Below are 25373 nucleotides of genomic sequence, written 5' to 3'. Positions count from 1 at the left end.
CCGCCCATGAGCCGCATCCCGGCTGTGAGCAACCTCTTGGAACTCGACAGCTAGCCGCTGCGCCACGGCTGCCGGTACAGGTGCTCCAGTTCCAGCCGCAAGCGCAGGAAGCGCGACTGCGCCTCCAGCTGGCGGGCATGGCGTCGCGATGCCAGCGCGCGCCAGGCCTGCAGGGCCTCCAGCGCCGAAGCCATGTCGCCCAGCGCGCGGCGCGTGGCGTGGCGCTGCTCGAACCATTCGAGCCGGCTCGACCAGTCGTGGCCTTCGTGCAGCGACAGCAGCACCTGGTCGAGCGTCGCGTCGGCCGCCGGGGCATCGGCGCAGGCCAGCTGGGCCTGCGCCTGCAGCAGCATCAGGCGGCGCACGTGGCCGTCCAGGCCGCTGGCGCGCGCCTGCGCCAGCGCCGGCTGCAGCAGGTCCAGCGCGTCGGCCGCCCGGCCGCGCAGCAAGGCCGACTCGGCGGCATGCACGTCGGCGAAGGCGGCCATGCGCGCGTCGCCGAGTTGCGCGGCCAGCTCGCAGGTGCGCGCCGTGCTCGCATCGGCATCGACCAGCCGGGCATCGAAGGCGGCACCGTCGCCCGCCTGCAGCGCGAGGCGCGCCGCCTGCAGGCAGGACGACGCCTGGTTGCTGCGCACGGTGGCCTCGAGCGCGGCCGCATCGGGCATCGACTGCAGGTGCTCGGCGGCCTCGGCCAGCAGGCGCAGGGCGGCCCAGCAGTCGCCGAGCAGCGCGAGGCACACCGCGGCGGTCCCGCGCGCCCGCACATGGTTGGTCAGGGACGCGAGCCGGGCGCTGTGGTCGTGCAACTGGCGCAGCGCGTCGATCGAGGCGGCGTAGTCGGCCAGCTCGCCGCGCACGACGACGGCCACGGCCAGCAGGTCGAAGCGGTCCTGGGTGGTGGCGCTGAGGCCCGTCTCGGCCATCACGGCCGCCAGCATCTCGCTGGCCGCGCCGTACTCGCCGAGCCGGAACGCCGCGTGCACCGCCAGCCGGCCCGCCGCGCCGCGGCCTTCGCTGCCCACGCGCCACTGCGCGAGCGCCGCGCTGTGCGCCTGTGCGTACAGCCCGGCCGCATAGGCCGCTCGCGCGGCCTCGAGGTCGGCCGCTTCGACGCTGGCCGTTTCAGGGGACATGACCGGTCGATTGTGGAACCGCCCTGGCCGTCGCATTGCGACAGGCGGCGTCGGCGGCCCCCCGCCAAACGATCAATCCGTCACGCGCGGGCCGTCCGGGCCGACCCCTCGAATGCGGGGTGCGCGTGTAGGCCGGCGCCGACAAGCGATCGCGGCGCGCGCCGATGGCCGCGGGAGCGGCCGCTTCCTAAAGTGCAGTCATGAAGTCGCGCATTCCCACCTGCCGAGGAGCCCGCATGAACAAGCTCGTCACCGCGATCGCCATCGGATCGATGGCCGCCTTCATGGCGCTGACCACCACGCAAGGCCTCGCCGAGACGGCCGGCGACGGCATGCCGCCTTCGCCCCGCATCGAACGCGCCGGTTCGATCGCCTACCTCAACGGCGGAGCCGGCGAGGAAGCGCGCATCGCGATCGAACGGATGCAGGGCGGCTTCGCGCTGCGCAACGTCTTCAGTGGCCAGGGCGGCCAGTACGTCGTCGCCGAGCGCGTGACCGTGCGTGATGCGCGCGGCGTCACGACCGAGATCCGCAACGCCGGCCCGATCCTGGTGATGGACCTGCCGCCGGGCCGCTACACGATCGAGGCCGAGGTCGACGGGCGCGTGCAGCGCAAGGACCTGACGCTGACGCAGCAGGCGGTCAAGCTGAACTGGAATTGGCCGGGCGCCTGATCACTTCGAGGTCGGCATCGTGAACTCGGCACCCTTCGGGGTGCTCTCGGGCCAGCGCTGCATGATCGACTTCTGCTTCGTGTAGAAGCGGACGCCTTCCTCGCCGTAGGCGTGCAGGTCGCCGAACAGGCTCTTCTTCCAGCCGCCGAAGCCGTGCCAGGCCATCGGCACCGGGATCGGCACGTTGATGCCCACCATGCCGACCTGGACGCGCCGCGAGAACTCGCGGGCGACGTTGCCGTCGCGCGTGAAGCAGGCGACACCGTTGCCGAATTCGTGGCTGTTGACCAGATCGACCGCCGACTTGAAGTCGGGCACGCGCACGCACACCAGCACCGGGCCGAAGATCTCTTCCTTGACGATGCGCATCGACGGCGTCGCGTGGTCGAACAGCGTGCCGCCGGTGAAGAAGCCGTTCTCGTGGCCGGGGACCCGGCAGCCGCGGCCGTCGACGACCAGCGTCGCGCCTTCCTTCACGCCGACGTCGATGTAGCCCTCGATGCGCGCCTTCGCCTCGGCCGTGACGATCGGGCCCATCTCGGCGTCGAGCTCCATGCCGTTGCTGATCTTCAGGGTCTTCGCGCGCTCGGCCAGCTTGGGCACGACCTGGTCGGCCACGTCGCCGACCAGCACCGCGACGCTGATCGCCATGCAGCGCTCGCCGGCCGAGCCGTAGGCGGCACCGATCAGCGCGTCGACGCTCTGCTCGAGGTCGGCGTCGGGCATCACCACCATGTGGTTCTTCGCGCCGCCCAGCGCCTGGACGCGCTTGCCGTGGCGCGCGCCGGTCTCGTAGATGTACTGCGCGATCGGCGTCGAGCCGACGAAGCTGACCGCCTTGACGTCGGGATGCTCGAGCAGCGTGTCGACTGCCAGCTTGTCGCCCTGCACGACGTTGAACACGCCGTCGGGCAGGCCGGCCTGCTTCAGCAGGTCGGCGATGAAGAGCGAAGGCGAGGGATCGCGCTCGCTGGGCTTGAGCACGAAGGTGTTGCCGGTGGCCAGCGCCATCGGGAACATCCACATCGGCACCATCACCGGGAAGTTGAAGGGCGTGATGCCCGCGACCACGCCCAGCGGCTGGCGCAGCACCCAGTTGTCGATGCCGGTCGAGACCTGGTCGGTGAAGTCGGTCTTCAGCAGCTGCGGCGCGCCGCAGGCGAACTCGACGATCTCGATGCCGCGCGTGACCTCGCCCTGCGCGTCGGTGAAGACCTTGCCGTGCTCGGCGGTGATCATCGCGGCCAGCGTGTCGCGCTGTTCGTTCAGCAGTTGCAGGAACCGGTTCAGCACCCGCGCGCGCTTCAGCGGCGGCTGCTCGGACCACGCGGGGAAGGCGGCCTTCGCGGCGGCGACCGCGGCGTTCACCTCGCCGGCCGACGCCAGCGCGACCTGGCGCGCCACCGCGCCGGTGGCCGGGTTGTAGACCGCCTGGCGGCGACCGCTGCCGCTGGCGACCGGGCGGCCGGCGATGAAGTGGCCGATCTCGGCGGTGGCGGTGAAAGCTTCGGGGGCGCCCATGCTCGATCTCCTTGCGTGCAGAGCCAGGAGATTAGGCGCGGGACCGCCGGCTGACCAGCCGATTTCGATGACTTCATTGTTCGTTTGGGTGAACAATCGGTGCATGAGCATCGACACCAAGACCCCGTTGTGGCCCCATGTGCACGCGCTCGGCGTGATCGCGCAGGGCGGCAGCTTCACCCTGGCGGCGCAGCGGCTCGGCCTGTCCAAGGCCGCGGTCAGCCAGCGCATGGCGGAACTGGAACGCGCCGTCGGCGTGCCGCTGCTGGCGCGCACGACGCGCAGCGTGCGCCTGACCGAGGCCGGCAAGCAGCTGGTCGAGGAGACGGCCGCCAGCTTCGCGCAGATCGAGCAGAGCCTGCACGGCGTGCGCGACCTGGCCTCGCAGCCGCAGGGCCTGGTACGGCTGACCGCGCCGGTGGCGCTGGGGCGGCAGCAGGTGGCGCCCCGGCTCGAGGGCTTCCTGCGCACCTGGCCCGGCATCCGCATCGAGCTGGACCTCTCGGACCGGCTGGTCAACCTGCCGCACGAGGGCTACGACCTGGCGGTCCGGCACACCAGTGCGCCGCCCGACAACCATGTGGCCTGGAAGCTGTGCCCGTCGCGCACGCTGCTGGTCGCGTCGCCGGCCTACCTGCGGCGGCGCGGCACGCCGGCCCATCCGGCTGAACTGGCCGGCCACGATTGCCTGCCCTACCTGCGGTCCGGTCCGGCAGTGTGGCCCTTCGAGAAGACCGTGGGCAAGGGCAGTCGCGGCGCCGAGCCCGAGCGCGTGCGCGTCACGGTGAGCGGCCCGCTGCGCGCGAACAACTCCGAAGTGCTGCGCGACCTGGTCGTCGCCGGTCTCGGCATCGGGCTGCTGCCGGACTTCAGCGCCGCAGGTGCCTTGAGGGCGGGCCGCCTGCGCGAGGTGCTGGCGCCGTGGCGGCCGGTCGGCTTCTTCGGGGACGCGATCTATGCCTTGCGCCCGTTCAGCCCCCAGGTCCCGCGCGCGGTGCGCGCGCTTGTCGACCACCTGAAGCTCGAAATGGCCGGCGGCTTCGACAACTGACGGACAAAAAAGAAGCCCACCCGTTGCGGGGTGGGCTGTGAAGTCCTTCAGAAAGGACGTCGTTGGGACCGGTGCTCGCGCGGCGTCGGGGATTCTTGGTGGATCGCCTCGGTGCCGTCGCGCGTTCTCTGATGACTTCCGTGTGACAGCGGTTGGAGGCAATGTAGAAGGCGGTCCGTTGCACACCCATCCCCCGAACGTAGGAGATGCTTGCGAACAACGTCACGAACTGTCTCCGGGTCGCTGTAGCCCGCCAGAGCTATGCACGGTTCAACCGAAGCTCAGTGCACTGATCGGGGGCAGGTGGCTGCTCAGCGCGTGCCACGTGTCGGCGCCGTCTTCGCTGAGCCAGGCATTGCCGCTGGTCGACCCCATCGCGAGGCGCTGGCCGCTCGTGTCGACGACCAGCGCATGGCGATAGATCAGGTCGTAGCCGGGCGCAGGCGGCAGGCCGCGAGAGAGGCTCTCGAAGCTCTTGCCGCCGTCGCGGGTGCGGGTCACGACCAGCTGTCCGTCGACCGGCACGCGGCACTCGTCCTTGACGGCGGGCACGAACCACGCGGTCTGCGGATCGCGCGGATGCACCGCGACCGCGAAGCCGAACACCGACGGCCCGGCCTGCTCGATCTCCTGCCAGCTGCGCGCACCGTCGCGACTGACGAAGATGCCGTTGTGATGCTGGGCCCACAAGGTGTCGGGCGCGCCCGCGCACTGCACGACCCGGTGCGGGTCCTGGACGTTCTCGGTGAAGGCCATCTCGGGCGGCATGTAGGCCGCGCGCATGCCCCCGGCCGACAGCGCCCAGCTCGCGCCACCGTCGTCGGTGCGCCACACGCCGCCGCAGGAGACGCCGACGATCACGCGGCGGCTGTCGCGCGGATCGACCAGCACGCTGTGGATGCCGGGGAAGTCGTAGCCGCCGCCAGCCCATTCGGCGCGCTCGGCGCGCTGCCACAGCGACTCGATCAGCTGCCAGCTCGCGCCGCGGTCGGCCGAGCGGAACAGGCCGCCGGGCAGGGTGCCGGCCCACAGCACGCCGGGCTCGTCGGCGCCGCCGGGCGCCACGGTCCACAGGAGCTTCAGGTCCCACGGCGTCGGGTCCTGGCTGCCCTCGGGCTTGGCCGGATAGGCCGGCGCGGCGACCTCCCGCCAGTGCGCGCCGCCGTCGTCGCTGCGATGCAGCTTGCAGCCGAAGTGACCGAGATTCAGCGACGCGTAGACGGCGCCGTCGCGCGGGTCGGCGAGCACATGGCTGACCGGGTCGCCGAGGAAGTGCGCGCGCGCGTGCTGCCAGCCGCCCGCGCCGCGCGACCATTGCATCAGGCCCTTGCGGGTGGCGATCCAGAGGGTGTCGGGCATGCGGCTCTCCGTGCGGATGGGGCTGCGAAGGCGGCTTCAGCCGCCGGTGAGTGCCTGCAGGACGTGGACCTGCGCGTCGGCGCGCAGCGCATCGCCGAGCCGCTGCCGGTCCCGGGCGCGCTGGCCGTCGATGAACACGGCGACATGCTGGCGCAGCGCGCCCTGGTCGTCGAGGATGTAGCCGCGCGCCTGCGGCTGCTTCGCGAACACCTGGGCCAGCGCCTCGCCGAGCGTCGTGGCCTGCAGCTCGTGGCGCGGACAGTCGAAGTGCCGCTGCAGATGGGCCGTGAAGGTGACGGTGACCATGGCCGCTGGATTGTGCAGCGGCCGTGCAGCGTCGTTGCTCAGGCGCCGGGGACCAGCGTGCGGTGCACCGAGGCCCAGGCCGAGGCCGGGCGCTCGCCGTAGAAGCCGAACTCGAGCGCGGGGCGCTTGCCGCTGATCAGCTCGGCCAGCGCGCGGCCCGAGCCGGCGCCGTGGGTCCAGCCCAGCGTGCCGTGGCCGGCGTTGACCCACAGGTTGCCGAGCTTGCTGCGGCCGATGTAGGGGATGTTGGTCGGCGTGCTGGGCCGCAGGCCGGTCCAGAAGTTGGGCTCGCTGGCGTCGGCCACACCGGGGAAGATCTCCTCGTAGCGCTTGACCAGCGCCTGGCAGCGCACGCGCGAGGTGGCGCTGTCGAGGCCGGTGTCGTAGCCGGCCAGTTCGGCCGTGCCGGCGATGCGCACCTGGTCGCCCAGGCGCGAGATCGCGATCTTGCGCGCGTCGTCGATCATGCTGACGACGCTGGCGCGCTCGGGTTGCCGCAGCTTGAGCGTCGCCGAGTAGCCCTTGGCCGGATAGATGTTGAGGTGCACGCCCAGCGGCCGCAGCAGCGGCGCGGTGTACGAGCCCATCGCCGCGACATAGGCGTCGGCCTGCAGGGCCATCGTCCTGCCGGTGGCCAGCTCGCGCACGCGGGCCGAGGCGATGCGGCCGCCCTCCTGCGCCAGGCCGTCGACGCCGTGGCCGAAGAGGAAGCGGGCGCCGCGGGCGATGCAGCGGCGCGCCAGCTCCTGCGTGAAGACACGCGCGTCGCCGGACTCGTCGCCGGGCGTGTAGGTGCCGCCGGCGATGCGCGAACCGTAGCTCGCGAGCGCCGGCTCGACCTTCAGGACCTCCTCGCGCGACAGCACGCGGCGATCGACGCCGTGACGGCGCATCACCTCGGCGCCGGCCGCGCCGGCCTCGAGGTCCTTCTGGCTGCCGAAGAAGTGCAGGATGCCGCGCTCGAGGCGGTGGTATTCGATGCCGGTCTGCGCGACCAGGCCCTTCAGCGACTCGTGGCTGTAGCGGCCCAGCGCCACCAGCTGCTGCACGTTGCGCTCGAACGCGCCGTCGGTGCACTGGGTCAGGAAGGCCAGGCCCCAGCGCCACTGCCAGGGGTCGAGCCTGGGACGGAAGAGCAGCGGCGAGTCGTCGCGCGCCAGCCACTTCAGCACCTTCAGCGGCGCATCGGGGTGGGCCCAGGGCTCGCAGAAGCTGACCGAGATCTGCGCCCCGTTGGCGAAGCTGGTCTCGAGCGCCGCATCGGGCTGGCGATCGACCACCGTCACCTCGTGGCCCTGCTCCAGCAGGTACCAGGCAGTGCTGACGCCGACGATGCCGGCACCCAGGACGACGACTTTCATGTTTCGCTCCTACTCAGGCAGACCGCAACGGGGTCGCAAGCAACTGCAGCGCCACCGTCCACATCACCACCGCCACCAGCGCGTCGATCGCGCGCCAGACCTGCGGCCGGCCCAGCCAGCGTGCGGCGCCGGCGGCGCCGAAGCCGAGCATCGCGAACCAGGCTGCCGACGCGAACCAGGCGCCGGCCACGAAGGCCAGCCGCGCCATGCCTTCATGCTGCGCGCCGACGCCGCCGATCAGCACCACGGTGTCGAGATAGACGTGCGGATTCAGATAGGTCATGGCCAGGGTGCTGGTCAGCGCCCCGGCCAGCGAGCTGCCCCGGCCGGCCAGCTGCAGCCCGCCCGACTGACCGAGCCAGGCGCGCCGGGCGGCCAGCGCGCCGTAGCCGGCCAGGAAGGCCGCGCCGCCGTAGCGGAACGCCTCCATCAGCAGCGGCTGGCTCGCGATCAGCGCGCCCAGGCCGAACACGCCGAGCGCGACCAGCAGCCAGTCCGAGACGGTGCACAGCGCCACGACCGGCAGCACGTGCGCGCGCATCACGCCCTGGCGCAGCACCAGCGCGTTCTGCGCGCCGATCGCGACGATCAGCCCGGCCATCATCAGCCCGCCCTGCAGCAGCGCTGCCGGCACGGCAGGGGCGAGCAGCGGCGAGGTCACATCCATGGCGGGATTGTGTTCAGCGCCCGGGCGCGAGTGAAGCGGGATTCAAGTTCTTCGTCTTATATTAGAAGGACTGATCCTCCGATCGACCCGCCCGGAGCTCCCATGCAGGACCTCGACCCCGCCGCGCTGGACTGCCTGGCCGCGTTGTCCGACGACGGCAGCTTCGAGCGCGCGGCGCAGCGCCTGTCGATCACGCAGTCGGCCGTGTCGCAGCGGCTGCGGGCCCTGGAGGCGCAGGTCGGTCAGCTGCTGGTGGTGCGCTCGCGGCCGTTGCGGCTCACCGAGCCGGGCAAGGTCCTGCTGCGCTTCGCGCGCCAGCTGCAGGCGATGCGCGCCGACGTGGCCCGCGAGCTGGGCGAGCCGCTGCGTGGCCAGGCCCGCCTGCCGATCGCGGTCAACGCCGACAGCCTGGCGACCTGGGTGCTGCCGGCGCTGGACGCGCTGGTGCAGCAGGGCCTGCAGGACGGCTTCGGGCTCGAGCTGATCGTCGACGACCAGGACTTCACCCACGAGTGGCTGCGCCAGGGGCAGGTGCTGGGCTGCGTGTCGACGGTGCCGCAGGCCCTGCGCGGCTGCCGCGTCGAACCCTTGGGCGTGATGCCCTACATCGCGGTGGCGAGCCCGGGCTATGTCGAGCGTCAGCTCGGCGGCGACGCGGCCGAGGGCCTGCACCGCGGCAACTTCGCGCGCGTGCCCTTCCTGGTCTTCAACCGCAAGGACGACATGCAGGCGCAGTGGGTGTCGCGCGCCTTCGGCGTGAAGGCGCCGCGGCTCGAGGAGCGTTTCGTGCCGTCGTCCGAGGCCTACGTGCACGCGGCGGTGCTGGGCTGGGGTATCGGTGTCGTGCCCGAACTGCAGGTGCGCGAGCGCCTTGCGCGCGGCGAGCTGCTGCGCCTGCGGCCCGACATGGCGATCGAGGTCGCCTTGCACTGGCACCAGTGGAAGCTGGGTGGCGAGGGCGCGGCGCCGGCCCGTGCCGCGCGGCTCGACGAGGTCGGCGCGGCGCTGATGCGCGGCGCGCGGGCGGCGCTGGGGCCCTGAACTCCCCGTGTCAGCGGCGCTCGGCGGGATCCGACGGCGCGGAGCCGGCCGGCCGCGCCTCGCGCAACGACGGTGACGGCGCCCGTGCACCCGGCAGCAGCCTCGGCGCCTGCCGCGGGCCGGCCGACGGCGGCTCGAAGCGCAGCGCGGCGGCATGCTCGTCCCCGGCCGCGGCCAGCAGCATCGCGCTGACGATCGCCGCACCCACGGTGCCCCAGGTCAAGGCTTGCAGCGAGACGTGGTTCATGCCCTTGCTCCAGCGCATTGCGACTCCATGCTTCAGCCTAGACCATCGGCTTCGGGTGTCCCATCGTCCCGAGTGGGGAGATCGTGACCGAAAGCTCCCTGCGACCCGCGCGCCCGACCGGTCGGGCGGGACCGCCCGGGCACAATCTCCATCACCATGGACCGCCGCCACCTGCTTGCTCGCGTCGGGGGCGGCGCTGCGGCGCTGGCCCTCGGTGCGCTGTTCGGCCCCGGCCTGGGCAGCGACCGCATCGAGCGCCTGCCGCCGTCGGGCGACGATCCCTTCAGCCTCGGCGTTGCAAGCGGCATGCCGGCACCCGACAGCGTGCTGCTGTGGACCCGCCTCGCGCCGCGCCCGCGCGAGCCGCTGGGCGGCCTGCCCGACGCGCCGATCGAAGTGCACTGGGAGCTGGCCGAGGACGAAGCCTTCGCGACCGGCCTGCGCCGCGGCACGGTGCTGGCGCGCCCCGAGCACGCGCACAGCGTGCACGCCGAAGTGGCCGGCCTGGCGCCCGACCGCCGTTTCTTCTATCGCTTCCGCGCTGGCGATGCGCTCAGCCCCGTGGGGCGCACCCGCACCGCGCCGGCCGCCGACGCTCCGGTCGATCGGCTGCGCATCGTGCTGGCGTCCTGCCAGCACTACGAGCAGGGCGAGTTCGCGCTGCATCGCGAGATCGCCGACCGCGACATCGACCTCGTGCTGTTCGTCGGCGACTACATCTACGAGTCGAGCAACGCGCGCTACCGCGTGCGGCCGCACGAGGCGCTGGCGCCGACCGACCTGGCCGGCTACCGCCAGCGCCACGTCACCTACAAGCTCGACCCGGCCCTGCGTGCGGCCCATGCCGCCCATCCCTGGGTGCTGACCTGGGACGACCACGAGGTCGAGAACGACTATGCCGGCGACGCCTCGCGCTTCGAGGACCGCTCGTCGACCGACTTCCTGGCCTTGCGCACCGCGGCCTACAAGGCCTACTTCGAGCACATGCCGGTGTCGCCGCGCATGGCGCCGGTGGGTGCGGCCATGCGCATCCACGAGCACTACCGCTGGGGCCGGCTGGCCGACCTGTGGACGCTGGACGGCCGGCAGTACCGCTCGACCCAGCCGTGCAACCCGCCGGGTCGCGCCGGCGGCCGCGTGATGACGTCCTGCGACGAACTGGCCGACCCCGCGCGCACGATGTTCGGCCTGGCGCAGGAGCGCTGGCTCGCCGAACAGCTGGCCGCCAGCCGCAGCGGCTGGCGCCTGCTGGCCCAGGGCACGCAGATCGCGCAGGGCGGCATGGAAACGCCGCTCGGCCGCAGCCGCTTCAGCGACGGCTGGGACGGCTATCCGCAGGCGCGGCGGCGCCTCATGCAGACGATCGCCCGGCAGGCGCAGGGCAACGTCGTGTGCCTGGGCGGCGACGTGCACCGCCACGTGGTGGCGCGGTTGCGCGCCGATCCCGAGGACGAACGCACGCCGGTGGTGGCCAGCGAAGTCGTCACCAGCTCGCTGACGACGCGGGGCCTGTCCGAGACCGCGACCGCGCTGATGCGCCGCTCCAATCCCGACCTGCTGCACGCGCGCAGCGACGAGCGCGGCTACGTGCTGCTGGACCTGACGCCGCAGCGACTGGGCATCGAGCTGCGCGCGACCGACTTCCCGGTGCCGGCCGAGGCGCGCATCCGCACCCAGTCGCGCTTCGTCGTCGAAGCCGGCCACGCCGGACCGCAGCGCGACGGCTGAGACCGGCGGTCGCGGCGCGAACTGGACCGCCAAAGCCCCGCTACTTTCACGCTCGCCCCGTCGGCAGCCGCGCAGACTGGCCGCATGGACATGAGCCTGCACGTGAGACGACTGCTGATGCGCTGGCGCGTCGCGCGGGTCGGGCGCGTGGTGGAGAAGCCCGCTCCCGACCCGGCCGACTGCGGCACGGCCTGGGGGCTCGAGCTCACCGTCCCGCCGAAGCAGCCGCGTCGCGGCGCGCCGCGCGATCCGCGCCGGCGCTAGTCAGGTCCCCGGGTCGCGCAGCGAGCGCCTGGCACGCTCGCTCAGGGCGTTCGGGAAGTACAGCGCCGTGAGGCTCTTGCTGTGGACCGGCGAGTGGCCGTCGCGGTGGGCCTGCTCCGGATCGGCGGCGTAGCGCCGCCAGTCGCGTACCCAGTGGATGGCGTCGCAGACCTCCAGCAGCCCCATCGTCTCGCGGTCGCCGACCAGCACGCCCTGCACGCGCAGGCCCAGGCTTTCTCGCGCCGCGTCCAGGCGTGCCAGCGAGGCCGGCGTGCAGCCGAACTCGCCGTCGCTGACCAGCAGCAGGTCGGCCTGCCGCCAGCGGGCCTGCTCGACCAGATCGACCGCGCGCGCCACCGGCGCCGCCAGGTCGGTGCCGCCGTCGAAGGCCTGGCCGACGAAGTCCAGCAGCGCGTCCAGCCCGGCCGGCGTGAACGCCAGCTCGTGCTCGATCAACTCGTCCGGCCCGCCGAAGGCGATCAAGCGGCAGGCGCGCTTCTCGCGATGCGCGGTGCGCGCGGCTTCCAGCACCACCGCCTTGGCGATCGGCTCCGGCGCGCCGCGCATCGAGCCCGAGGTGTCGATGCACAGCAGCATCGGGCCGCGCTCGACGGGCGGCGCCTCGGGCAGCGCCGCGGTGTCGACGACCACCGGCCCGCCCGGCCGCACATCCAGCAGCACCGCCTGCTCGTCCCACACCATCAGGCGCGACTCGGCCAGGCGCGCGCGCCACAGCTTGTGCAGCAGCGGGTGGCGCAGCTGCGCCGCCTCGGACGGCAGCATGCGCGCCAGGTTGCGGCCGGGGCGCACGCCACGCATCTCGCCGGGCGCGTCGGGCAGGCGCGTCTCGACGACATGGCCCAGGCGTCGCGTGCGGCCCGGGGCTGCCGGTGCGGGCCGCGGCGCCTGCGGCCGCGGCAGGCCGCGGCCCAGCGAAGCGATCAGCGCCGCCAGCGCCGGCAGCCGCGCCATCAGCTGCGACAGCTGCTGCGCATCGCGCCACTCGCGCCGCGCGAGCCGGCCGCGCAGCGCGTCCCATTTCAGGTTCGCCAGGTCGCCCAGGTCCTGCAGCAGGCCGCGCACGTTCTCCCAGTCGCTGCGCTGGATCTCCCATTCGGCGCGAAAGGCCTCGACCATCGCCGCGACCGCGGCCTCGCGCGACTGCCAGGCGGGCCGGTCGATCAGCCCGTCGAGATGCCAGAAGGCGGTGCGCAGCACCTGCTGCGCGGCGGCCGGCACGCCGCTGGCGACGGCCGGCAGCTCCAGCTCGCCGATCGCGCGGCGCAGCGGGCCCACCGCCTGCGGGTCGCCGAAGTCGAGATCGACCGTCGGCAGCTCGCCGCGCTCGAGCGCGGCCAGCCAGCGCTCGGCGTGCGCGAGCCGCGCCGCGGTGTCGCCGAAGGCGCCGGTCAGGCCCGGCAGCCACAACTCGCGCGGCAGCGACGCCAGGCGGTCGTAGGGGCGGTCGATCGCGGCGGCAAGCGACATCGCGGTTCTCAGGACGGGCAGCGCCGTTGCGCCGGCGGCCGGCGTTGGAGCACGAACTCGGCCTGCGTGTCGATGTCGCGGTAGCGGTGCGTGCGGCGATCGATCGCGACGATGTCGGTGCAGTAGCGCGCACCGGGCCGCAGCCAGAAGTTCTCGCTCGCCGAATCGACGACGTAGCACATGCGCTGGCCGACGACGCTGAAGCGGCCGCTGCCGCGGAAGGGTCGCGGGTCGCCCGCGGCGCGGCCGCAGGCCTCGAAGCGGCCGTCGGGGAAGAAGCGATCCCAGGCCCAGCAGCCGCGGCCTGCGTCGTCCGGGCTGCACCACAGGCCCACCAGGGCGCGCTCCAGGGCCGCGCCCTGCGGCATCGGCGCCTGGGCGCTCGCCGCGCCGGCCAGAGCCAGCAGCCCGGCGGCAAGGAGCGACGGCGCCACGCTCACGCCGCCTGCGCCTCACTCCAGGTCACCGGCCGCGGGGCATCCGTCAGGGCGGTGTCGATCGGCAAGGCCGCGAAGCCCGCACGAACGATCTGCAGGCGCTCGACGCGGTCGCTCACCGTCTGTACCGAGTCCTCGTGAGCGTCGACGATGCGCTGCGCCAGCGCGGGGGGCAGCCACGGCGCCTGCCGCAGCGCGTCCTGCATCGCCAGCGCGCGCGCGCGCAGCGGCTGCAGGTGGGCGGCAGCGCGCTCCAGCAGCTCGTCGACCTGCGCGACGCGTGCCTCGACGTGCAGCGGCCCGTAGCGCGGCTGCAGCTTCGCCTCGAGCGTGGCGCTGACGATGCGCGTCAGCTCGCTGCCGTCGCCGGGCCCGGCGATGGACCGGGCCAGCGCCAGCTTGCCGGCCTCGCCGTCGTCCTGGCGCGGCGTGGTCTCGAGGCCGAGCTGCTGCTCGAAGGCCTCCACTGCGCGCGTGAGCCAGGGCGCCTCGATCGCGCGCGTGCCCAGCCACTCGTCCTCGACCCAGCTCGCGAGCCGCGCGACCTGCGCCGGCTGCTCGGCCAGGCAATACGGCAGCAGCCACAGGTCGAGCACGGCGACCGCGTCGCGGCCGCTGCTCGCGGCGGCGGTCTTCAGCAGGCCGACGGTCTGGCGCCAGCGGCGGTCCGACACCGTGATCGCCTGCTCGCGCAGCCAGTCGCGCGCCGCCTTCAGCGCGGCCGTCGCCGCGTCGCCCAGCACCACCGCTTCGCGCCGCAGCGCCAGCGCGAAGCGCTCCTGCGGCGTCACCGGCGCCGGTTCGTCGGCGGCCGTCGCATCGAGTTCCAGCAGCGCGGCAAAGCCCGCGTCGCTGACCGGCTGCACCGGCACGCGCAGCAGGAAGCGGTCGTAGAAGGCCTGCAGGGCCTCGTCGGTCGGCACCTCGTTGGTCGCGCCGACGACGCAGACCAGCGGCGTCCTGACGCGCGCGCTGCCGTTGTCGAACTCGCGCTCGTTCAGCAGGGTCAGCAGCGCATTGAGGATCGCCGAGTTGGCCTTGAAGACCTCGTCGAGGAAGGCGATGCCGGCGGTCGGCAGGTAGCCGTCGGTCAGGCGCTCGTAGCGGTCGTCTTCCAGCGCCTTGAGCGACAGCGGGCCGAACAGCTCCTCGGGCACCGAGAAGCGCGTCAGCAGCCGCTCGAAGTAGCGCGCCCCCGCGAAGGCATGCTGCAGCCGCCGCGCCAGCGCACTCTTGGCGGTGCCCGGCGGGCCGATCAGCAGCACGTGTTCGCCGGCCAGTGCGGCCAGCAGCGCCAGGCGCACGGCTTCGCCGCGTTCCAGCAGGCCGGCTTCGAGGTGGGCGATCAGCGCCTGCAGGCGCTCGGGCGACAGGGGAGAGGGCATGCGGCCGATTGTGGTCGGCGCGCCGAAGGACGGTCAAACCGGCCCGGTCAAACGGCACCTGCTCAGGCGTCGTGAATGCGCTCGCCGTCCGCGCGCAAGGCCCCGGCCGCGACCAGTTCGCCCGCGAGCCGCAGGCCCCAGGCGCCAGGCCCTGCCGCCTCGGCCCGGCCGATGCGCTCGTGCAGGCGCTGCAGCAGCGGCGCGGCGGCGGCCCAGGCCTGCAGGTCGGCGAGCGACTGCTCGCGTTCTTCCATCAGGTGGTACTTCAGCAGCACCCTGGCCGCGTGGCGCGCGTGCTTGTCGGGCGCGGCGCGCCAGCTCGCCAGGCGGCTGCGGGCGCGCGCCAGCGCACCGGACACGTCGGTGAAAGGCGCGCCGTGGCCGGGGATCACGAGCGCGACCGGCAAGCGCGCGATGGCGTCCAGCACCGCGGCGACGTCGTCGAAGGCCGACTCGCCGTCGAGCTCGGGGAAGACGACGCCGAAGCCGTTCTCCCACAGCGCGTCGGCCGAGATCAGCACGCCGTGCGCGGCGTCGAACAGCATCAGCGCCTGCGGGTCGTGGCCGGGCGCGGCGACGACCTCCCAGCGGCGCGCGCCGACGCGCAAGGACGTCCCGGCCTCGATGCGGCCGCGCACCGCGAAGCGCTCGCAGCGCTGGCGGGTCGCACGGTAGCTGAGCGCGTCCTCGTCCCAGCGCCGCGCGGCGTCGAACTCGCCGGCCGGCACGTCGGCCGGCAGGCCCGGGAAGGCGGCCTGCAGCGCCGCATTGCCGCCGCAGTGGTCGGAGTGCAGGTGGGTGTTGACGATGCGCTCGAGCGGCTCGCCCGCCAGCGACCGCTGCACCAGCGCGACGGTCTGCGCAGCATGGGTGCAGTGGCCGCTGTCGACGAGCGTCGCGCCCTGGCCGGGCGCGCCATGCAGCAGCACGTTGTTCGACGACAGCCAGCCGCGCTCGAGCACGGTCAGGCCATCGAGCGAGCTCGCGGGCGGGGACGTCATGCGGCCACTGTAGCGGCCGCTTCAGCGCGCCGGCGACGCCGCCGGCGCGTCGGTGCGCACGCCCTCGACCTGCACGCGCAGCGTCACCGCATCGGCGACGAGCGGCAGGCCGTAGCCGGCGCCGAAGTCGCTGCGCTTGAGGCGGCCCTCGAAGTCGCCGCCGCAGACCTCGCGCTTCAGCACGGGATGCAGGTAGCAGCCGAAGCGCTGCGCGGTCAGCGTGAGCGGCTGGCTGACGCCGCGCCAGGTGAACTCGCCGCGCAGCTCGACCAGCCGCTCGCCGTCGAAACGCAGCTGCCGGGCCACCAGCCACGCGGTGGGATGGGTCGCGGTGTCCAGCAGGTCCACACCGCGCAGGTGGGCGTCGAAGACGCCGATGCCCGTGCTCACCGACGCGGTCGGCAGGGACACGCTGACCTCGCCGCGGCCGGCCGCCCGGTCCAGCGTGACGACGCCCTCGGCCGGCCCGAAGCGGCCGCGGATCGTCGAGGTGCCGAAGTGCGCCACCTCCCACTGGACCCAGCTGTGCTGCGGGTCGAGGACATAGTCCACCGGCGCGGCCGGGAGCGCCGGCGCCGCCGCGGCGAGCAGAAGTGCCAGGACTTTTCGCATCGGGGCATTGTGATCGGGGGTCCCGCGCCGCGCTCGATGTCGTAAATTGCCGCGTCCTGCCCTCCGCCCCACGACGTGCCCGCGCCCCCGACCGCCGCCGACCCGCCCGAGCTGGATCGGCGCCTGCTGGCCGCCCAGGTCGCGCTGTTGGTCGAGCGCACCCGCGCCTCGGCGTGGACCAATCTCTCGGCGGCGCTGCTGCTGGCCGCGCTGCTGTGGGGTCGCGTCGCGCTGCCGGGGCTGCTGGCCTGGCTGGTGCTCAAGGTCGCGGTGCTCGCGCTGCGGCAGTGGGTGCGCTGGCGCTATCGCAAGCCCGGCAGCTGGAGCGACGCCGACTGGCGCCGCTGGTTCACCGCCGTCGTCGTCGTCGATGGCTGCCTCTGGGGCCTGGCCGGCGTCCTGTTCCTGCCCCAGGTCGACGGCGTGATCGAGGCCCTGCTGCTGGTCACGCTGCTGGCGGTGGTGGCGATCGCCGGCATGGTGCTGCCGGTGCACGGGCCGCTGCACCTGGGCTTCTCGGCCGGCGTGCTGCTGCCGGCGGCGGCGACCGAGCTGGTCTCGGGCGGCGTCGTCGGGCTGTACGGCGGCATCGGCCTGCTGCTGTTCCAGGCCTTCCTGCTGTTCGAGGGCCGCACCTCGGGGCGTCACACCAACGAGCTGCTGCGTCTGCGCCTGCTGCTCGAGCAGGAGGCCGCGGCGCACACGCAGGCCCTGGCGCTGGCCGAGCGCCACAGCGCCGTCAAGAGCCAGTTCCTGGCGACGATGAGCCACGAGATGCGCACGCCGCTGCACGGCATCCTGGGCCTGGCCGAGCAGCTGCGCGACGCCGGCGGCGCGCCCGACCAGCGCGCGCGCAAGCTGGCGCTGATCGAGCGCTCGGGCGAGCACCTGCTGGGCCTCATCAGCGACGTGCTCGACTTCGCGCGCATCGAGGCCGGCCGCCTGCAGCTGGCCGACGAGCCCTTCGACCTGAGCGCGGTGATCGAGGAGGTCGCGCTGCTGGCCGGCGGTCGCGCCGGTGAGAAGGGCCTGTCGATCGAGGTCGACACCGGCGGGCTCGGGGCGTCCGGCGGCTGGATGCGCGGCGACGCGGTGCGGGTGCGCCAGGTGCTGCACAACCTCGTCGGCAACGCCGTCAAGTTCACGGACGAGGGCGGCGTGCGCATCCGCGCGCTGCGCGACCCCGAGACGGCGCACGTGCGCATCGAGGTCGAGGACAGCGGCCGCGGCATCCCGCCGTCGCAGCTGGAGATCATCTTCGACGCCTTCCACCAGGCCGACGGCAGCTTCGACCGCCGCTTCGGCGGCGCCGGCCTGGGCCTGACGATCGCGCGCGAACTGGCCCGCGCGATGGGCGGCAGCCTGGACGCGCACAGCGCACCGGGCGTGGGCTCGGTGTTCGCCTTCGAAGTGCCGCTGCCGCCGGACCTGCCCGACACGCAGCCGCCGCCGACCGACCTGCCCGGCCTGCCGCAGCGGCTGCTCGGCCGCGTGCTGGTGGCCGAGGACAACCCGGTCAATGCACTGGTCGTTGAGGCGATGCTGCGCGAGGCCGGCCTCGAGGTCGACCTGGTCGAGAACGGCGCGCAGGCGGTGCAGCGCTGGGAAGCCTCGTCGCCCGACCTGCTGCTGATGGACTGCCAGATGCCCGAGCTCGACGGCTTTGCCGCGACGCGCGAGATCCGGGACCGCGAGCAGCGGCAGGGCCGCCCGCGCGTGCCGATCGTCGCGCTGACGGCCAATGCGCACGAGAGCGATCGCGACCGCTGCTTCGCGGCCGGCATGGACGAGCATCTCGCCAAGCCCTTCCGGGCCCGCGAGCTGAACGCGCTGCTGGCGCGCTATCTGGCGCCGGCCGAGGCGCGCGGCGGCCTCGGGCCGTCGCTGCACCTGGACATCACTGTTTGACGGCTTCGACCTGCACCAGCAGGCGGATGTTGTCGGGGATGCCCGGCAGGCCGTAGCTCATGCCGTACTGGCTGCGCTGGATCGTGGTCTCGAAGTCGCCGCCGCAGACCTCGCGCTTGAGCATCGGGTTCTGGTAGCAGTTGAAGTTGCTCGCCTTCAGCACGACCGGGTTGGTCTTGCCCAGCAGCGTCAGCGTGCCGGCGATCTCGGTGACCTTGTCGCCGCCGAAGCTGAACTTGTCGGCGACGAACTTCGCGGTCGGAAACTCAGCGGCGTTGAAGAAGTCCTTGCTCTTCAGGTGCTCGTTGAGCGGGCCAACGCCGGTGCTGACCGAGCTCATGTCGATCGTCAGGTCGACCTTGCCCGTCTTGGCGGCGCGGTCGAACTGCACCGTGCCTTCCTTCCTGTCGAAGCGGCCGCGGATCGTCGAAGTGCCGAAGTGCGCCGCCTCGAAGTTGGCGAAGGTGTGGGTCGGGTCGATCGCGTAGGTCGCGCTCTGCGCCTGCGCACCGCCGGCGGCAGCGAACAGGGCGAAGGCGGTGGCGAGCAGGGTCTTGCGGATCATCGTGGGTCCTTGCGGGTGGGTGAGGAAAGGGAGGTCGGGATCAGAGCGGGCCCACGCCGGTCAGCGCGAGCTTGAACTTCACCTGCACCTCGTCGGCGACCATCGAGGTGTCGGTCCACTCGCCTTCGCCGATCTTGAAGGCGAGGCGCTTGATCGCGAAGGCGCCGGTGGCCGTGCTGTTGCCGCCGGACTGCGTCAGCGCCACCGGCACGACGACGTCCTGGCTGTTGCCCTTGATCGCCAGCTTGCCGGCGACCTCGAACCGGCCGCCACCCAGTGCCTTGATGCTGCTGGACTGGAAGCTGGCCTGCGGGAACTTCGCCGCGTTGAACCACGGCGCCTTCGGCAGCTCGCGGTCGGTCTCGGGGTCGCCGATCGTGGCGCTGCCGATGTCGATCGTGAAGCCGACCTTGCCGGTCTCGGGCTTCCTGGGGTCGAAGGCGATCTGGGCGTCGAACCTGGTGAACTTGCCGGAGACCGGCACGCCCATCTGCTTGCTGACGAAGCCGATCTCGCTGCCGGGCAGCAGCTTGGCGGGGGCGGCCTGTGCGACGGCCGGATCGGCCAGGGCGAGGGTCAGCAAGGCGGCCGAAGCCAGGCTGACCAGGGTGACGGAGAGCGTTCTCATGAGGACCTCTTGGAGTGCTTGTTCGTGATCGGATCGACGGTTCAGCCGCGCCCCGGACGCATGCGCAGCAGCAGCCCGTCGCGGTCGACGACGTGATGCTTGACGGCCGCCGCCACGTGCAGCGCCACCAGCGCCAGCAGCGTGTACGCCAGGATCGCGTGGACCGGCTTGAAGACCTTGGCGAACTCCTTGTCGACCGCCACGAAGTCCGGCAACGGCAGCACGCCGAACAGCACGATCGGGAAGCCCGACATCGAGCTGTAGGCCCAGCCGGCCAGCGGCACGGCGAAGAACAGCGCGTACATCAGGTGATGCGTCGCGTGGTAGGCCCGGACCTGCCAGCCCGGCATCGCCTGCTGGACCTGGCGCGGCAGCGCCGGCGGCCGGTGCGTCAGGCGCCAGGCCAGGCGCAGCGCCGACAGCGCCAGGATCGTGACCCCGGCCCACTTGTGCCAGTTGTAGAGCTTGAGCCGCTGCGGCGAGAATGGCAGTCCGCTCATGTACCAGCCGAAGGCGGCGCTGCCCAGGATCGCGGCCGCCAGCAGCCAGTGCAGGGCGATCGCGGTGCCGGTGTAGCGGGAGGGGGAAGTGGCGGTCGTGTTCATCGATGAAGGCACTGTAGAGACGGACCTGCGCCCAAGGGTTCAGCGTTTGTGACGCGACGATTCAAAAAAGACATACGGAGCGGGATGCCGCGCGGACGCACCCGCCCGGCCCGAAGGCCCGCGGGCCGCGCTCAGCCCGAGACGAACAGATGGGCGGCGCGCGCGGCGAGCCGGGCGTGGTCGGCCGGTGCGAGCAGGCGGTGGCGCAAGGCGAAGTCCAGCGTCACCAGGGCCGCGTCCACCGTCATCGCGCCGCCGGCCGCCAGCGCGAGCGCCTCGTCGACGGGCAGCAGGCGCAGCGATTCGACCTCGCCGTCCTGGTTGCGCGGCAGCAGCCCGGCTGGCAGCGCCAGGTCGAAGACGAAGAGCTGCTCCCACTGCAGCCCGTGGCCGCTGCAGTCGGGCAGGTCGCGCTTCAGCTCGATCACGCGGCCCGGCACGGCGTGCGCCATCGTCGCGGCGTCGAGGCCGGCTTCCTCCCAGCCTTCGCGCACCAGCGTCTGCTGGGGTGTCTGGTCCCAGGGCACGCCGCCGCCGACCAGGTTGTCGAGCAGGCCGGGATCGGTGGGCTTGGTCCAGGCGCGCTGCGCGATCCACAGGTGGCTGGGCCGCCCGGCGGCATCGACGACGTGGCCGTTGGCGTGCGCACCGAAGGTCAGGCTGCCCCAGAAGCGCGACGCGGCGCGCTCGATGCGGGCCAGCGGCGGGGCGCCGAGGCCCGGCACGATGGCGTAGGTCTCGTCGCGCCAGCCGGTGACCAGGCCGATGCGCTGCAACGCGCGGTGCGTCTGCGCGAAGGCGGCGTCCAGCGCCGCGCCGGCGAGGTCGGTCGTCAGCGCGTCGTCGCGCAGCGTCAGCCAGGCGGCGTGCTCGCGCAGCGCGTCCAGGCAGGCGATGGCGACCGAGCCGACGGCCCGACCGCCCAGCCGCAGCGGCATCCGCGCGGCTGCGTCGTGGCGCCGTGCGGCAGCGATGGCCTCGAAGCGGGGCGCCTGCGGCATGCGCGTGCGCGTGCGCCGGGGGGGCGGATCAGGCGGCGGCGCGCTCGCCGCCGCCGGCGCGCCAGCGCGCCATCAGCGTGGCCCATTTCTCGCGGGCCGCCTTCAGGTGGCGCTCCTTGACGTGGCCGTAGCCGCGGATCTCTTCGGGGATGCGCGCGATCTCGGCGGCCAGCGCCACGTTCCCGGCGGCCAGCGTGCGCAGCAGTTCCTCGATGCACGCGCGGTACTCGCCGATCAGCGCGCGCTCGGTGCGGCGCTCCTCGGTGCGGCCGAAGGGATCGAAGGCGCTGCCGCGCAGGCCCTTGAGCCGGGCCAGGACGCGGAAGGCGCGCAGCATCCAGGGCCCGAACTCGCGCTTGATCAGTTCGCCCTTCTCGTTCTTCTTCGCGATCGCCGGCGGCGCCAGGTGGTAGTGCAGCCTGGCCTCGCCCTCGAACTGCTGCGCGATGCGCTCGTGGAAGCTGCGGTCGGTGTGCAGGCGCGCGACCTCGTACTCGTCCTTGTAGGCCATCAGCTTGAAGAGGTAGCGCGCCACGGCCTCGGTCAGGCGCGTCGAGTTCAGCGGTGCCTCGGCGGCACGCACCCGGTCGACGAAGGCGCGGTAGTCGGCCGCGTAGCCGGCGTTCTGGTAGTCGGTGAGGAAGGCCGTGCGGGTCGCGATCTGCTCGTCGAGCGCGGGCTTCTTCGCGAACTGGATCACCTGCGCGGTGGCCGTCAGCGCGGCCACCGAGGCCGGGTCGTGCGCGGTGCGGCGACCCCACTCGAAGGCGGCCTTGTTGTTGTCGACCTGCACGCCGTTCAACTCCATCGCGCGCAGCAGCGCGGCCTGGGACAGCGGGATCCAGCCCCGCTGCCAGGCGTAGCCCAGCATCAGCGGGTTGGTGTAGATCGCGTCGCCGAGCAGTGCGGTCGCCAGGCGGTCGGCGTCGAACTTGCCGAGGTTGGCGTTGGTGCCGATCGCCGCCTCGATCACGCTCTCGCAGTTGCCGCCCTTGAACTGCCAGTCCGGGTTCTTCACGAAGGCCGCCGTCGGCGTGCCGTGGGTGTTGAGCGCGACGTGCGTGCGGCCTTCGCGCATCACCGCCAGCGTGTCCTTCTTGGCGGCGACGATCGCGTCGCAGGCGATCACCAGGTCGGCCTCGGCCGTGCCGACCTTGGTGCAGAAGATGGCCTCGGGCCGGTTGGCGATCTGGATGTGGCTCCAGGTCGCGCCGCCCTTCTGCGCCAAGCCGCCGGCGTCCTGCGTGACGACGCCCTTGCCTTCCAGGTGGGCCGCCATGCCCAGCAGCTGGCCGATGGTGATGACGCCGGTGCCGCCGACGCCGGCGACCAGGATGCCCCAGGCCTGCTCGGCCAGCGGCAGCACCGGCTCGGGCAGCGCCGGCAGGCTGAAGGGATCGCGCGCCTTGTCCTTCTTGGGCTTTCTCAGCTTCGCGCCCGTCACGGTGACGAAGCTCGGGCAGAAGCCCTTCACGCAGGAGTAGTCCTTGTTGCAGCTGCTCTGGTTGATGCGGCGCTTGCGGCCGAACTCGGTCTCGACCGGCTCGACCGACAGGCAGTTCGATTGGACCGAGCAGTCGCCGCAGCCCTCGCAGACCGCCTCGTTGATGATCACCGTCTCTTCGGGCGTGACCATCGTGCCGCGCTTGCGGCGGCGCCGCTTCTCGGTCGCGCAGGTCTGGTCGTAGATGATCGCGGTGCAGCCGGGGATCTCGCGGAACTCGCGCTGCAGGCGGTCGAGCTCGTCGCGGTGGTGCACGGTGACGCCGGCTTCCAGCGCGACGCCGTCGTACTTGCCCGGCTCGTCGGTGACGATGACCAGCTTCTTCACGCCCTCGGCCGTCAGGCTCTTCATGATCTGCAGCACCGAGTGGCCCTCGGGCCGCTCGCCGACCTGCTGCCCGCCGGTCATCGCGACCGCGTCGTTGTAGAGGATCTTGTACGTGACGTTGACGCCCGCCGCGATGCTCTGGCGGATCGCCAGCAGGCCGCTGTGGAAGTAGGTGCCGTCGCCGAGGTTGGCGAACAGGTGCTTCTCGGTCGTGAACGGCGCCTGCCCGACCCAGGGCACGCCCTCGCCGCCCATCTGCGTGAAGGTGGTGGTGCTGCGGTCCATCCACACCACCATGTAGTGGCAGCCGATGCCGGCCATCGCGCGCGAGCCCTCGGGCACCTTGGTGCTGGTGTTGTGCGGGCAGCCGCTGCAGAACCAGGGGGCGCGGTCGCCGGTGTCGACGCTCAGCGCCTTCAGTGACCGCTCCTTCGCGTCGATCACGGCCAGGCGCGACTCGATGTGGGCCCGCGTGTCGGCATCGACGCCCAGCTTGACGAGCCGCTTGCCGATGGCGCGCGCGATGATCGCCGGCGTCAGGTCGGCCTGGGCGCGCAGCAGCCAGTTGCCGCTGGGGTTGGGGCGGCTCCATTCGCCACCGGAGCTGTCGCCCTCGGGCTCGTCGAACTTGCCCAGCACGTTGGGCCGCACGTCGGGCCGCCAGTTGTAGAGCTCTTCCTTGAGCTGGTACTCGATGACCTGGCGCTTCTCCTCGATCACCAGGATCTCGGTCAAGCCGGTCGCGAACTCGCGCGTGATCGTCGCCTCGAGCGGCCACACGACGCCGACCTTGTGCAGTCGGATGCCGATGCGCCGGCAGGCCGCGTCGTCCAGGCCCAGGTCGTGCAGCGCCTGGCGCGTGTCGTTGTAGCTCTTGCCGCTGGCGATCAGGCCCAGCCGCGCGTTCGGCGAGTCGATCACCGTGTGGTTGAGCTTGTTGGCGCGCACGTAGGCCAGCGCCGCGTACCACTTGTGATCCATCAGCCGCGCTTCCTGCTCGAGCGGCGCGTCGGGCCAGCGGATGTGCAGGCCGCCGGGCGGCATCGCGAAGTCCTCCGGCAGCACGATCTTCACGCGGTCCGGGTCGACGCTGATGCTGGCCGAGGACTCGACGATCTCCTGGATCGTCTTCATGCCCGACCACACGCCCGAGAAGCGGCTCATCGCGAAGGCGTGCAGGCCCAGGTCCAGGATCTCCTGCACGCTGGACGGGAAGAACACCGGCGTGCCGCAGGCCTTGAAGATGTGGTCGCTCTGGTGGGCCGCGGTGCTGCTCTTGGCGATGTGGTCGTCGCCGGCGATCGCGATCACGCCACCGTGCCGGGCGGTGCCCGCCATGTTGGCGTGCTTGAACACGTCGGAACAGCGATCGACCCCCGGGCCCTTGCCGTACCAGATGCCGAACACGCCGTCGAACTTCTTGCTCTCGGGGTAGAGGTCGAGCTGCTGCGTGCCCCAGACCGCGGTCGCGCCCAGTTCCTCGTTGACGCCGGGCTGGAAGACGATGTGGTTGGCGGCGAGGTGCTTCTTCGCGGCCCACAGCGCCTGGTCGTAGGTGCCGAGCGGGCTGCCGCGGTAGCCGCTGATGAAGCCGGCGGTGTTGAGCCCGGCGGCGGCGTCGCGCGTCCGCTGCAGCATCGGCAGTCGCACCAGCGCCTGCACGCCGCTCATGAAGGCCAGCCCGGATTCGAGGGCGTACTTGTCGTCCAGGGTCACCGTCTCGAGGGCACGGCGGATCGACTCGGGCAGCGGGGCGTTCATGGCGTCAAGGCTCCTGCCTGGGGCTTGAGGGTGCGCGGCACGCACTCGCTTGTGGCGGGCGCGTGCCGGCGCAGGACCCGGTGGGGATGCGCCGCAGTGTAGGCAATGCGGGCCGGCATGTCTTTTCTTTCTATGCCTTCTGGAGCATGCTTCGCGCAAGGGTGTTTCTCAAAACAGCGCTCGAGCAAGCAAATGCCATCGAGAAAACAGACTTCAGGGCAAACCCGGGTGTCGCGCGGCGCGGTCCGGCCGCAGCCGGCGGAGCCCGGCGACGACGCCGCGGCTCCGCACGGCAGCGCGCTCGACCGCTACGACATCGCGATCCTCGCCGAGCTGCAGCAGGATGCGCGCCTGAGCAACGCCGAACTCGCCAGCCGCATCGGCCTGTCGCCGGCGCCGACCTGGCGGCGCGTCAAGTGGCTGGAAGAGCAGCGCTACATCCGCGGCTACCGCGCCGACATCGACCGCCACAGGATCGGCCTGGGCGTGCTGGCCTTCGTGCGCGTGGACGCCGACCGCAACACCGGCAGCACGACGCGCGCGCTCGAGGACGCGATCCGCAAGCTGCCCGAGGTCATCGCCTGCCACTACATCAGCGGCTCGGGCACCTTCGAGCTGCAGGTCATGGCGACCGACCTCGATGCCTTCTCGCGCTTCTCGCTGGAGACGCTGCTGAACCTGCCCAACGTGAAGGACATCCACACCAGCTTCTCGCTCGGCGAGGTGAAGGCCGGCGCGGCGCTGCCGCTCGGACACCTGGCCCGGGCCGGCGTGCGTTGAGGCCGAGGGCACACTC

The 25373-nt window shown here is 72.4% G+C and carries 24 protein-coding genes; 7 read left to right on the top strand and 17 right to left on the bottom strand.

All coding sequences use genetic code 11. The features are described 5' to 3' along the window. Positions 1-50: 50 nt before the first annotated feature. Positions 51-1136 (bottom strand): hypothetical protein, encoded by a 1086-nt coding sequence (locus QZV97_RS09220; protein WP_295641461.1) that lies wholly within the window; start codon positions 1134-1136, stop codon positions 51-53. A 236-nt stretch (positions 1137-1372) separates the two neighbouring features. On the opposite strand from QZV97_RS09220, the gene QZV97_RS09215 reads away from it, so the two are divergent. Continuing rightward, positions 1373-1810, top strand: coding sequence for a hypothetical protein (locus QZV97_RS09215; RefSeq protein ID WP_295641458.1), 438 nt, complete (start codon positions 1373-1375; stop codon positions 1808-1810). Here QZV97_RS09215 and QZV97_RS09210 read toward each other — a convergent pair whose 3' ends face one another. Next, entirely contained in the window at positions 1811-3331 is a 1521-nt protein-coding gene (locus tag QZV97_RS09210; RefSeq protein WP_295641455.1) for a CoA-acylating methylmalonate-semialdehyde dehydrogenase, read from the bottom strand. It abuts the gene before it with no gap. A 103-nt stretch (positions 3332-3434) separates the two neighbouring features. Between QZV97_RS09210 and QZV97_RS09205 the strand changes: the two genes are divergently transcribed. Continuing rightward, a complete protein-coding gene (locus QZV97_RS09205; protein WP_295641453.1) occupies positions 3435-4382 on the top strand; it encodes a LysR family transcriptional regulator in 948 nt (315 codons plus the stop codon). Positions 4383-4652: 270 nt separating this feature from the next. Here QZV97_RS09205 and QZV97_RS09200 read toward each other — a convergent pair whose 3' ends face one another. The 4 genes from QZV97_RS09200 to QZV97_RS09185 are packed head-to-tail and all read right to left on the bottom strand — an operon-like array spanning position 4653 to position 8075. Then, positions 4653-5741, bottom strand: coding sequence for an exo-alpha-sialidase (locus QZV97_RS09200; RefSeq protein WP_295641451.1), 1089 nt, complete (start codon positions 5739-5741; stop codon positions 4653-4655). Between the two features lie 36 nt (positions 5742-5777). Then, positions 5778-6047, bottom strand: coding sequence for a MoaD/ThiS family protein (locus QZV97_RS09195; protein WP_295641449.1), 270 nt, complete (start codon positions 6045-6047; stop codon positions 5778-5780). 38 nt (positions 6048-6085) lie between these two features. Next, positions 6086-7408 (bottom strand): D-amino acid dehydrogenase, encoded by a 1323-nt coding sequence (locus tag QZV97_RS09190; RefSeq protein WP_295641447.1) that lies wholly within the window; start codon positions 7406-7408, stop codon positions 6086-6088. Between the two features lie 13 nt (positions 7409-7421). After that, positions 7422-8075 carry a LysE/ArgO family amino acid transporter gene (locus QZV97_RS09185; protein WP_295641445.1) on the bottom strand — a complete coding sequence of 218 codons (654 nt, stop codon included), beginning with the start codon at positions 8073-8075 and terminating at the stop codon, positions 7422-7424. Positions 8076-8177: 102 nt separating this feature from the next. Here QZV97_RS09185 and QZV97_RS09180 point away from each other — a divergent pair, with 102 nt between their 5' ends. After that, positions 8178-9116: a LysR family transcriptional regulator ArgP gene (locus tag QZV97_RS09180; RefSeq protein ID WP_295641443.1), complete on the top strand. Its 939-nt coding sequence runs from the start codon at positions 8178-8180 to the stop codon at positions 9114-9116. 10 nt (positions 9117-9126) lie between these two features. Here QZV97_RS09180 and QZV97_RS09175 read toward each other — a convergent pair whose 3' ends face one another. Beyond that, positions 9127-9363 carry a hypothetical protein gene (locus tag QZV97_RS09175; protein WP_295641441.1) on the bottom strand — a complete coding sequence of 79 codons (237 nt, stop codon included), beginning with the start codon at positions 9361-9363 and terminating at the stop codon, positions 9127-9129. 156 nt (positions 9364-9519) lie between these two features. Between QZV97_RS09175 and QZV97_RS09170 the strand changes: the two genes are divergently transcribed. Both QZV97_RS09170 and QZV97_RS09165 read left to right on the top strand, forming a co-directional pair. Further along, positions 9520-11091 (top strand): alkaline phosphatase D family protein, encoded by a 1572-nt coding sequence (locus QZV97_RS09170; RefSeq protein ID WP_295641439.1) that lies wholly within the window; start codon positions 9520-9522, stop codon positions 11089-11091. An 84-nt stretch (positions 11092-11175) separates the two neighbouring features. Next, a complete protein-coding gene (locus QZV97_RS09165) occupies positions 11176-11355 on the top strand; it encodes a hypothetical protein (RefSeq protein ID WP_295641437.1) in 180 nt (59 codons plus the stop codon). Here QZV97_RS09165 and QZV97_RS09160 read toward each other — a convergent pair whose 3' ends face one another. From QZV97_RS09160 to QZV97_RS09140, 5 genes are all read right to left on the bottom strand, one after another. Further along, positions 11356-12843: a VWA domain-containing protein gene (locus QZV97_RS09160; RefSeq protein ID WP_295641435.1), complete on the bottom strand. Its 1488-nt coding sequence runs from the start codon at positions 12841-12843 to the stop codon at positions 11356-11358. An 8-nt stretch (positions 12844-12851) separates the two neighbouring features. Then, positions 12852-13277, bottom strand: coding sequence for a hypothetical protein (locus QZV97_RS09155; protein ID WP_295641433.1), 426 nt, complete (start codon positions 13275-13277; stop codon positions 12852-12854). 2 nt (positions 13278-13279) lie between these two features. Beyond that, positions 13280-14665 (bottom strand): AAA family ATPase, encoded by a 1386-nt coding sequence (locus QZV97_RS09150; protein WP_295641430.1) that lies wholly within the window; start codon positions 14663-14665, stop codon positions 13280-13282. A gap of 62 nt (positions 14666-14727) precedes the next feature. Beyond that, the gene (locus tag QZV97_RS09145; RefSeq protein WP_295641428.1) at positions 14728-15666 is read right to left on the bottom strand and encodes an MBL fold metallo-hydrolase; all 939 of its coding nucleotides are present in this window, start codon (positions 15664-15666) and stop codon (positions 14728-14730) included. A gap of 21 nt (positions 15667-15687) precedes the next feature. Beyond that, the gene (locus tag QZV97_RS09140; protein ID WP_295641426.1) at positions 15688-16278 is read right to left on the bottom strand and encodes a YceI family protein; all 591 of its coding nucleotides are present in this window, start codon (positions 16276-16278) and stop codon (positions 15688-15690) included. Between the two features lie 75 nt (positions 16279-16353). Here QZV97_RS09140 and QZV97_RS09135 point away from each other — a divergent pair, with 75 nt between their 5' ends. After that, complete coding sequence (locus tag QZV97_RS09135; protein WP_295641424.1) at positions 16354-18186, top strand: ATP-binding protein; 1833 nt, start codon at positions 16354-16356, stop codon at positions 18184-18186. Here QZV97_RS09135 and QZV97_RS09130 read toward each other — a convergent pair. From QZV97_RS09130 to QZV97_RS09110, 5 genes are all read right to left on the bottom strand, one after another. Continuing rightward, positions 18176-18748 carry a YceI family protein gene (locus QZV97_RS09130; protein WP_295641465.1) on the bottom strand — a complete coding sequence of 191 codons (573 nt, stop codon included), beginning with the start codon at positions 18746-18748 and terminating at the stop codon, positions 18176-18178. The genes QZV97_RS09135 and QZV97_RS09130 overlap by 11 nt on opposite strands. Positions 18749-18791: 43 nt before the next feature. Next, on the bottom strand, positions 18792-19379 hold the full coding sequence (locus QZV97_RS09125; RefSeq protein WP_295641421.1) for a YceI family protein: 588 nt from the start codon (positions 19377-19379) through the stop codon (positions 18792-18794). 41 nt (positions 19380-19420) lie between these two features. Next, positions 19421-19984 carry a cytochrome b gene (locus tag QZV97_RS09120; protein ID WP_295641419.1) on the bottom strand — a complete coding sequence of 188 codons (564 nt, stop codon included), beginning with the start codon at positions 19982-19984 and terminating at the stop codon, positions 19421-19423. Positions 19985-20115: 131 nt separating this feature from the next. Further along, positions 20116-20985 (bottom strand): DUF4743 domain-containing protein, encoded by an 870-nt coding sequence (locus QZV97_RS09115; protein WP_295641417.1) that lies wholly within the window; start codon positions 20983-20985, stop codon positions 20116-20118. A gap of 28 nt (positions 20986-21013) precedes the next feature. Then, positions 21014-24577: an indolepyruvate ferredoxin oxidoreductase family protein gene (locus tag QZV97_RS09110; RefSeq protein ID WP_295641415.1), complete on the bottom strand. Its 3564-nt coding sequence runs from the start codon at positions 24575-24577 to the stop codon at positions 21014-21016. A gap of 192 nt (positions 24578-24769) precedes the next feature. Between QZV97_RS09110 and QZV97_RS09105 the strand changes: the two genes are divergently transcribed. After that, positions 24770-25357 carry an Lrp/AsnC family transcriptional regulator gene (locus tag QZV97_RS09105; RefSeq protein WP_295641413.1) on the top strand — a complete coding sequence of 196 codons (588 nt, stop codon included), beginning with the start codon at positions 24770-24772 and terminating at the stop codon, positions 25355-25357. Positions 25358-25373 lie beyond the last annotated feature (16 nt).

It is taken from the genome of uncultured Methylibium sp. (genome assembly GCF_902826655.1).
Classification (GTDB): Bacteria; Pseudomonadota; Gammaproteobacteria; order Burkholderiales; family Burkholderiaceae_C; genus Methylibium.
The sequence above is the reverse complement of the archived record's forward strand: the minus strand, read 5'-3'. Positions and strand labels throughout refer to the sequence as shown.

Bases quoted from the DNA above. Each gene is read 5' to 3' on its own strand.
- QZV97_RS09220 (WP_295641461.1), bottom strand. From the start codon at position 1,136: ATGTCCCCTGAAACGGCCAGCGTCGAAGCGGCCGACCTCGAGGCCGCG.
- QZV97_RS09215 (WP_295641458.1), top strand. From the start codon at position 1,373: ATGAACAAGCTCGTCACCGCGATCGCCATCGGATCGATGGCCGCCTTC.
- QZV97_RS09210 (WP_295641455.1), bottom strand. From the start codon at position 3,331: ATGGGCGCCCCCGAAGCTTTCACCGCCACCGCCGAGATCGGCCACTTC.
- QZV97_RS09205 (WP_295641453.1), top strand. From the start codon at position 3,435: ATGAGCATCGACACCAAGACCCCGTTGTGGCCCCATGTGCACGCGCTC.
- QZV97_RS09200 (WP_295641451.1), bottom strand. From the start codon at position 5,741: ATGCCCGACACCCTCTGGATCGCCACCCGCAAGGGCCTGATGCAATGG.
- QZV97_RS09195 (WP_295641449.1), bottom strand. From the start codon at position 6,047: ATGGTCACCGTCACCTTCACGGCCCATCTGCAGCGGCACTTCGACTGT.
- QZV97_RS09190 (WP_295641447.1), bottom strand. From the start codon at position 7,408: ATGAAAGTCGTCGTCCTGGGTGCCGGCATCGTCGGCGTCAGCACTGCC.
- QZV97_RS09185 (WP_295641445.1), bottom strand. From the start codon at position 8,075: ATGGATGTGACCTCGCCGCTGCTCGCCCCTGCCGTGCCGGCAGCGCTG.
- QZV97_RS09180 (WP_295641443.1), top strand. From the start codon at position 8,178: ATGCAGGACCTCGACCCCGCCGCGCTGGACTGCCTGGCCGCGTTGTCC.
- QZV97_RS09175 (WP_295641441.1), bottom strand. From the start codon at position 9,363: ATGAACCACGTCTCGCTGCAAGCCTTGACCTGGGGCACCGTGGGTGCG.
- QZV97_RS09170 (WP_295641439.1), top strand. From the start codon at position 9,520: ATGGACCGCCGCCACCTGCTTGCTCGCGTCGGGGGCGGCGCTGCGGCG.
- QZV97_RS09165 (WP_295641437.1), top strand. From the start codon at position 11,176: ATGGACATGAGCCTGCACGTGAGACGACTGCTGATGCGCTGGCGCGTC.
- QZV97_RS09160 (WP_295641435.1), bottom strand. From the start codon at position 12,843: ATGTCGCTTGCCGCCGCGATCGACCGCCCCTACGACCGCCTGGCGTCG.
- QZV97_RS09150 (WP_295641430.1), bottom strand. From the start codon at position 14,665: ATGCCCTCTCCCCTGTCGCCCGAGCGCCTGCAGGCGCTGATCGCCCAC.
- QZV97_RS09145 (WP_295641428.1), bottom strand. From the start codon at position 15,666: ATGACGTCCCCGCCCGCGAGCTCGCTCGATGGCCTGACCGTGCTCGAG.
- QZV97_RS09140 (WP_295641426.1), bottom strand. From the start codon at position 16,278: ATGCGAAAAGTCCTGGCACTTCTGCTCGCCGCGGCGGCGCCGGCGCTC.
- QZV97_RS09125 (WP_295641421.1), bottom strand. From the start codon at position 19,379: ATGAGAACGCTCTCCGTCACCCTGGTCAGCCTGGCTTCGGCCGCCTTG.
- QZV97_RS09120 (WP_295641419.1), bottom strand. From the start codon at position 19,984: ATGAACACGACCGCCACTTCCCCCTCCCGCTACACCGGCACCGCGATC.
- QZV97_RS09115 (WP_295641417.1), bottom strand. From the start codon at position 20,985: ATGCCGCAGGCGCCCCGCTTCGAGGCCATCGCTGCCGCACGGCGCCAC.
- QZV97_RS09110 (WP_295641415.1), bottom strand. From the start codon at position 24,577: ATGAACGCCCCGCTGCCCGAGTCGATCCGCCGTGCCCTCGAGACGGTG.
- QZV97_RS09105 (WP_295641413.1), top strand. From the start codon at position 24,770: ATGCCATCGAGAAAACAGACTTCAGGGCAAACCCGGGTGTCGCGCGGC.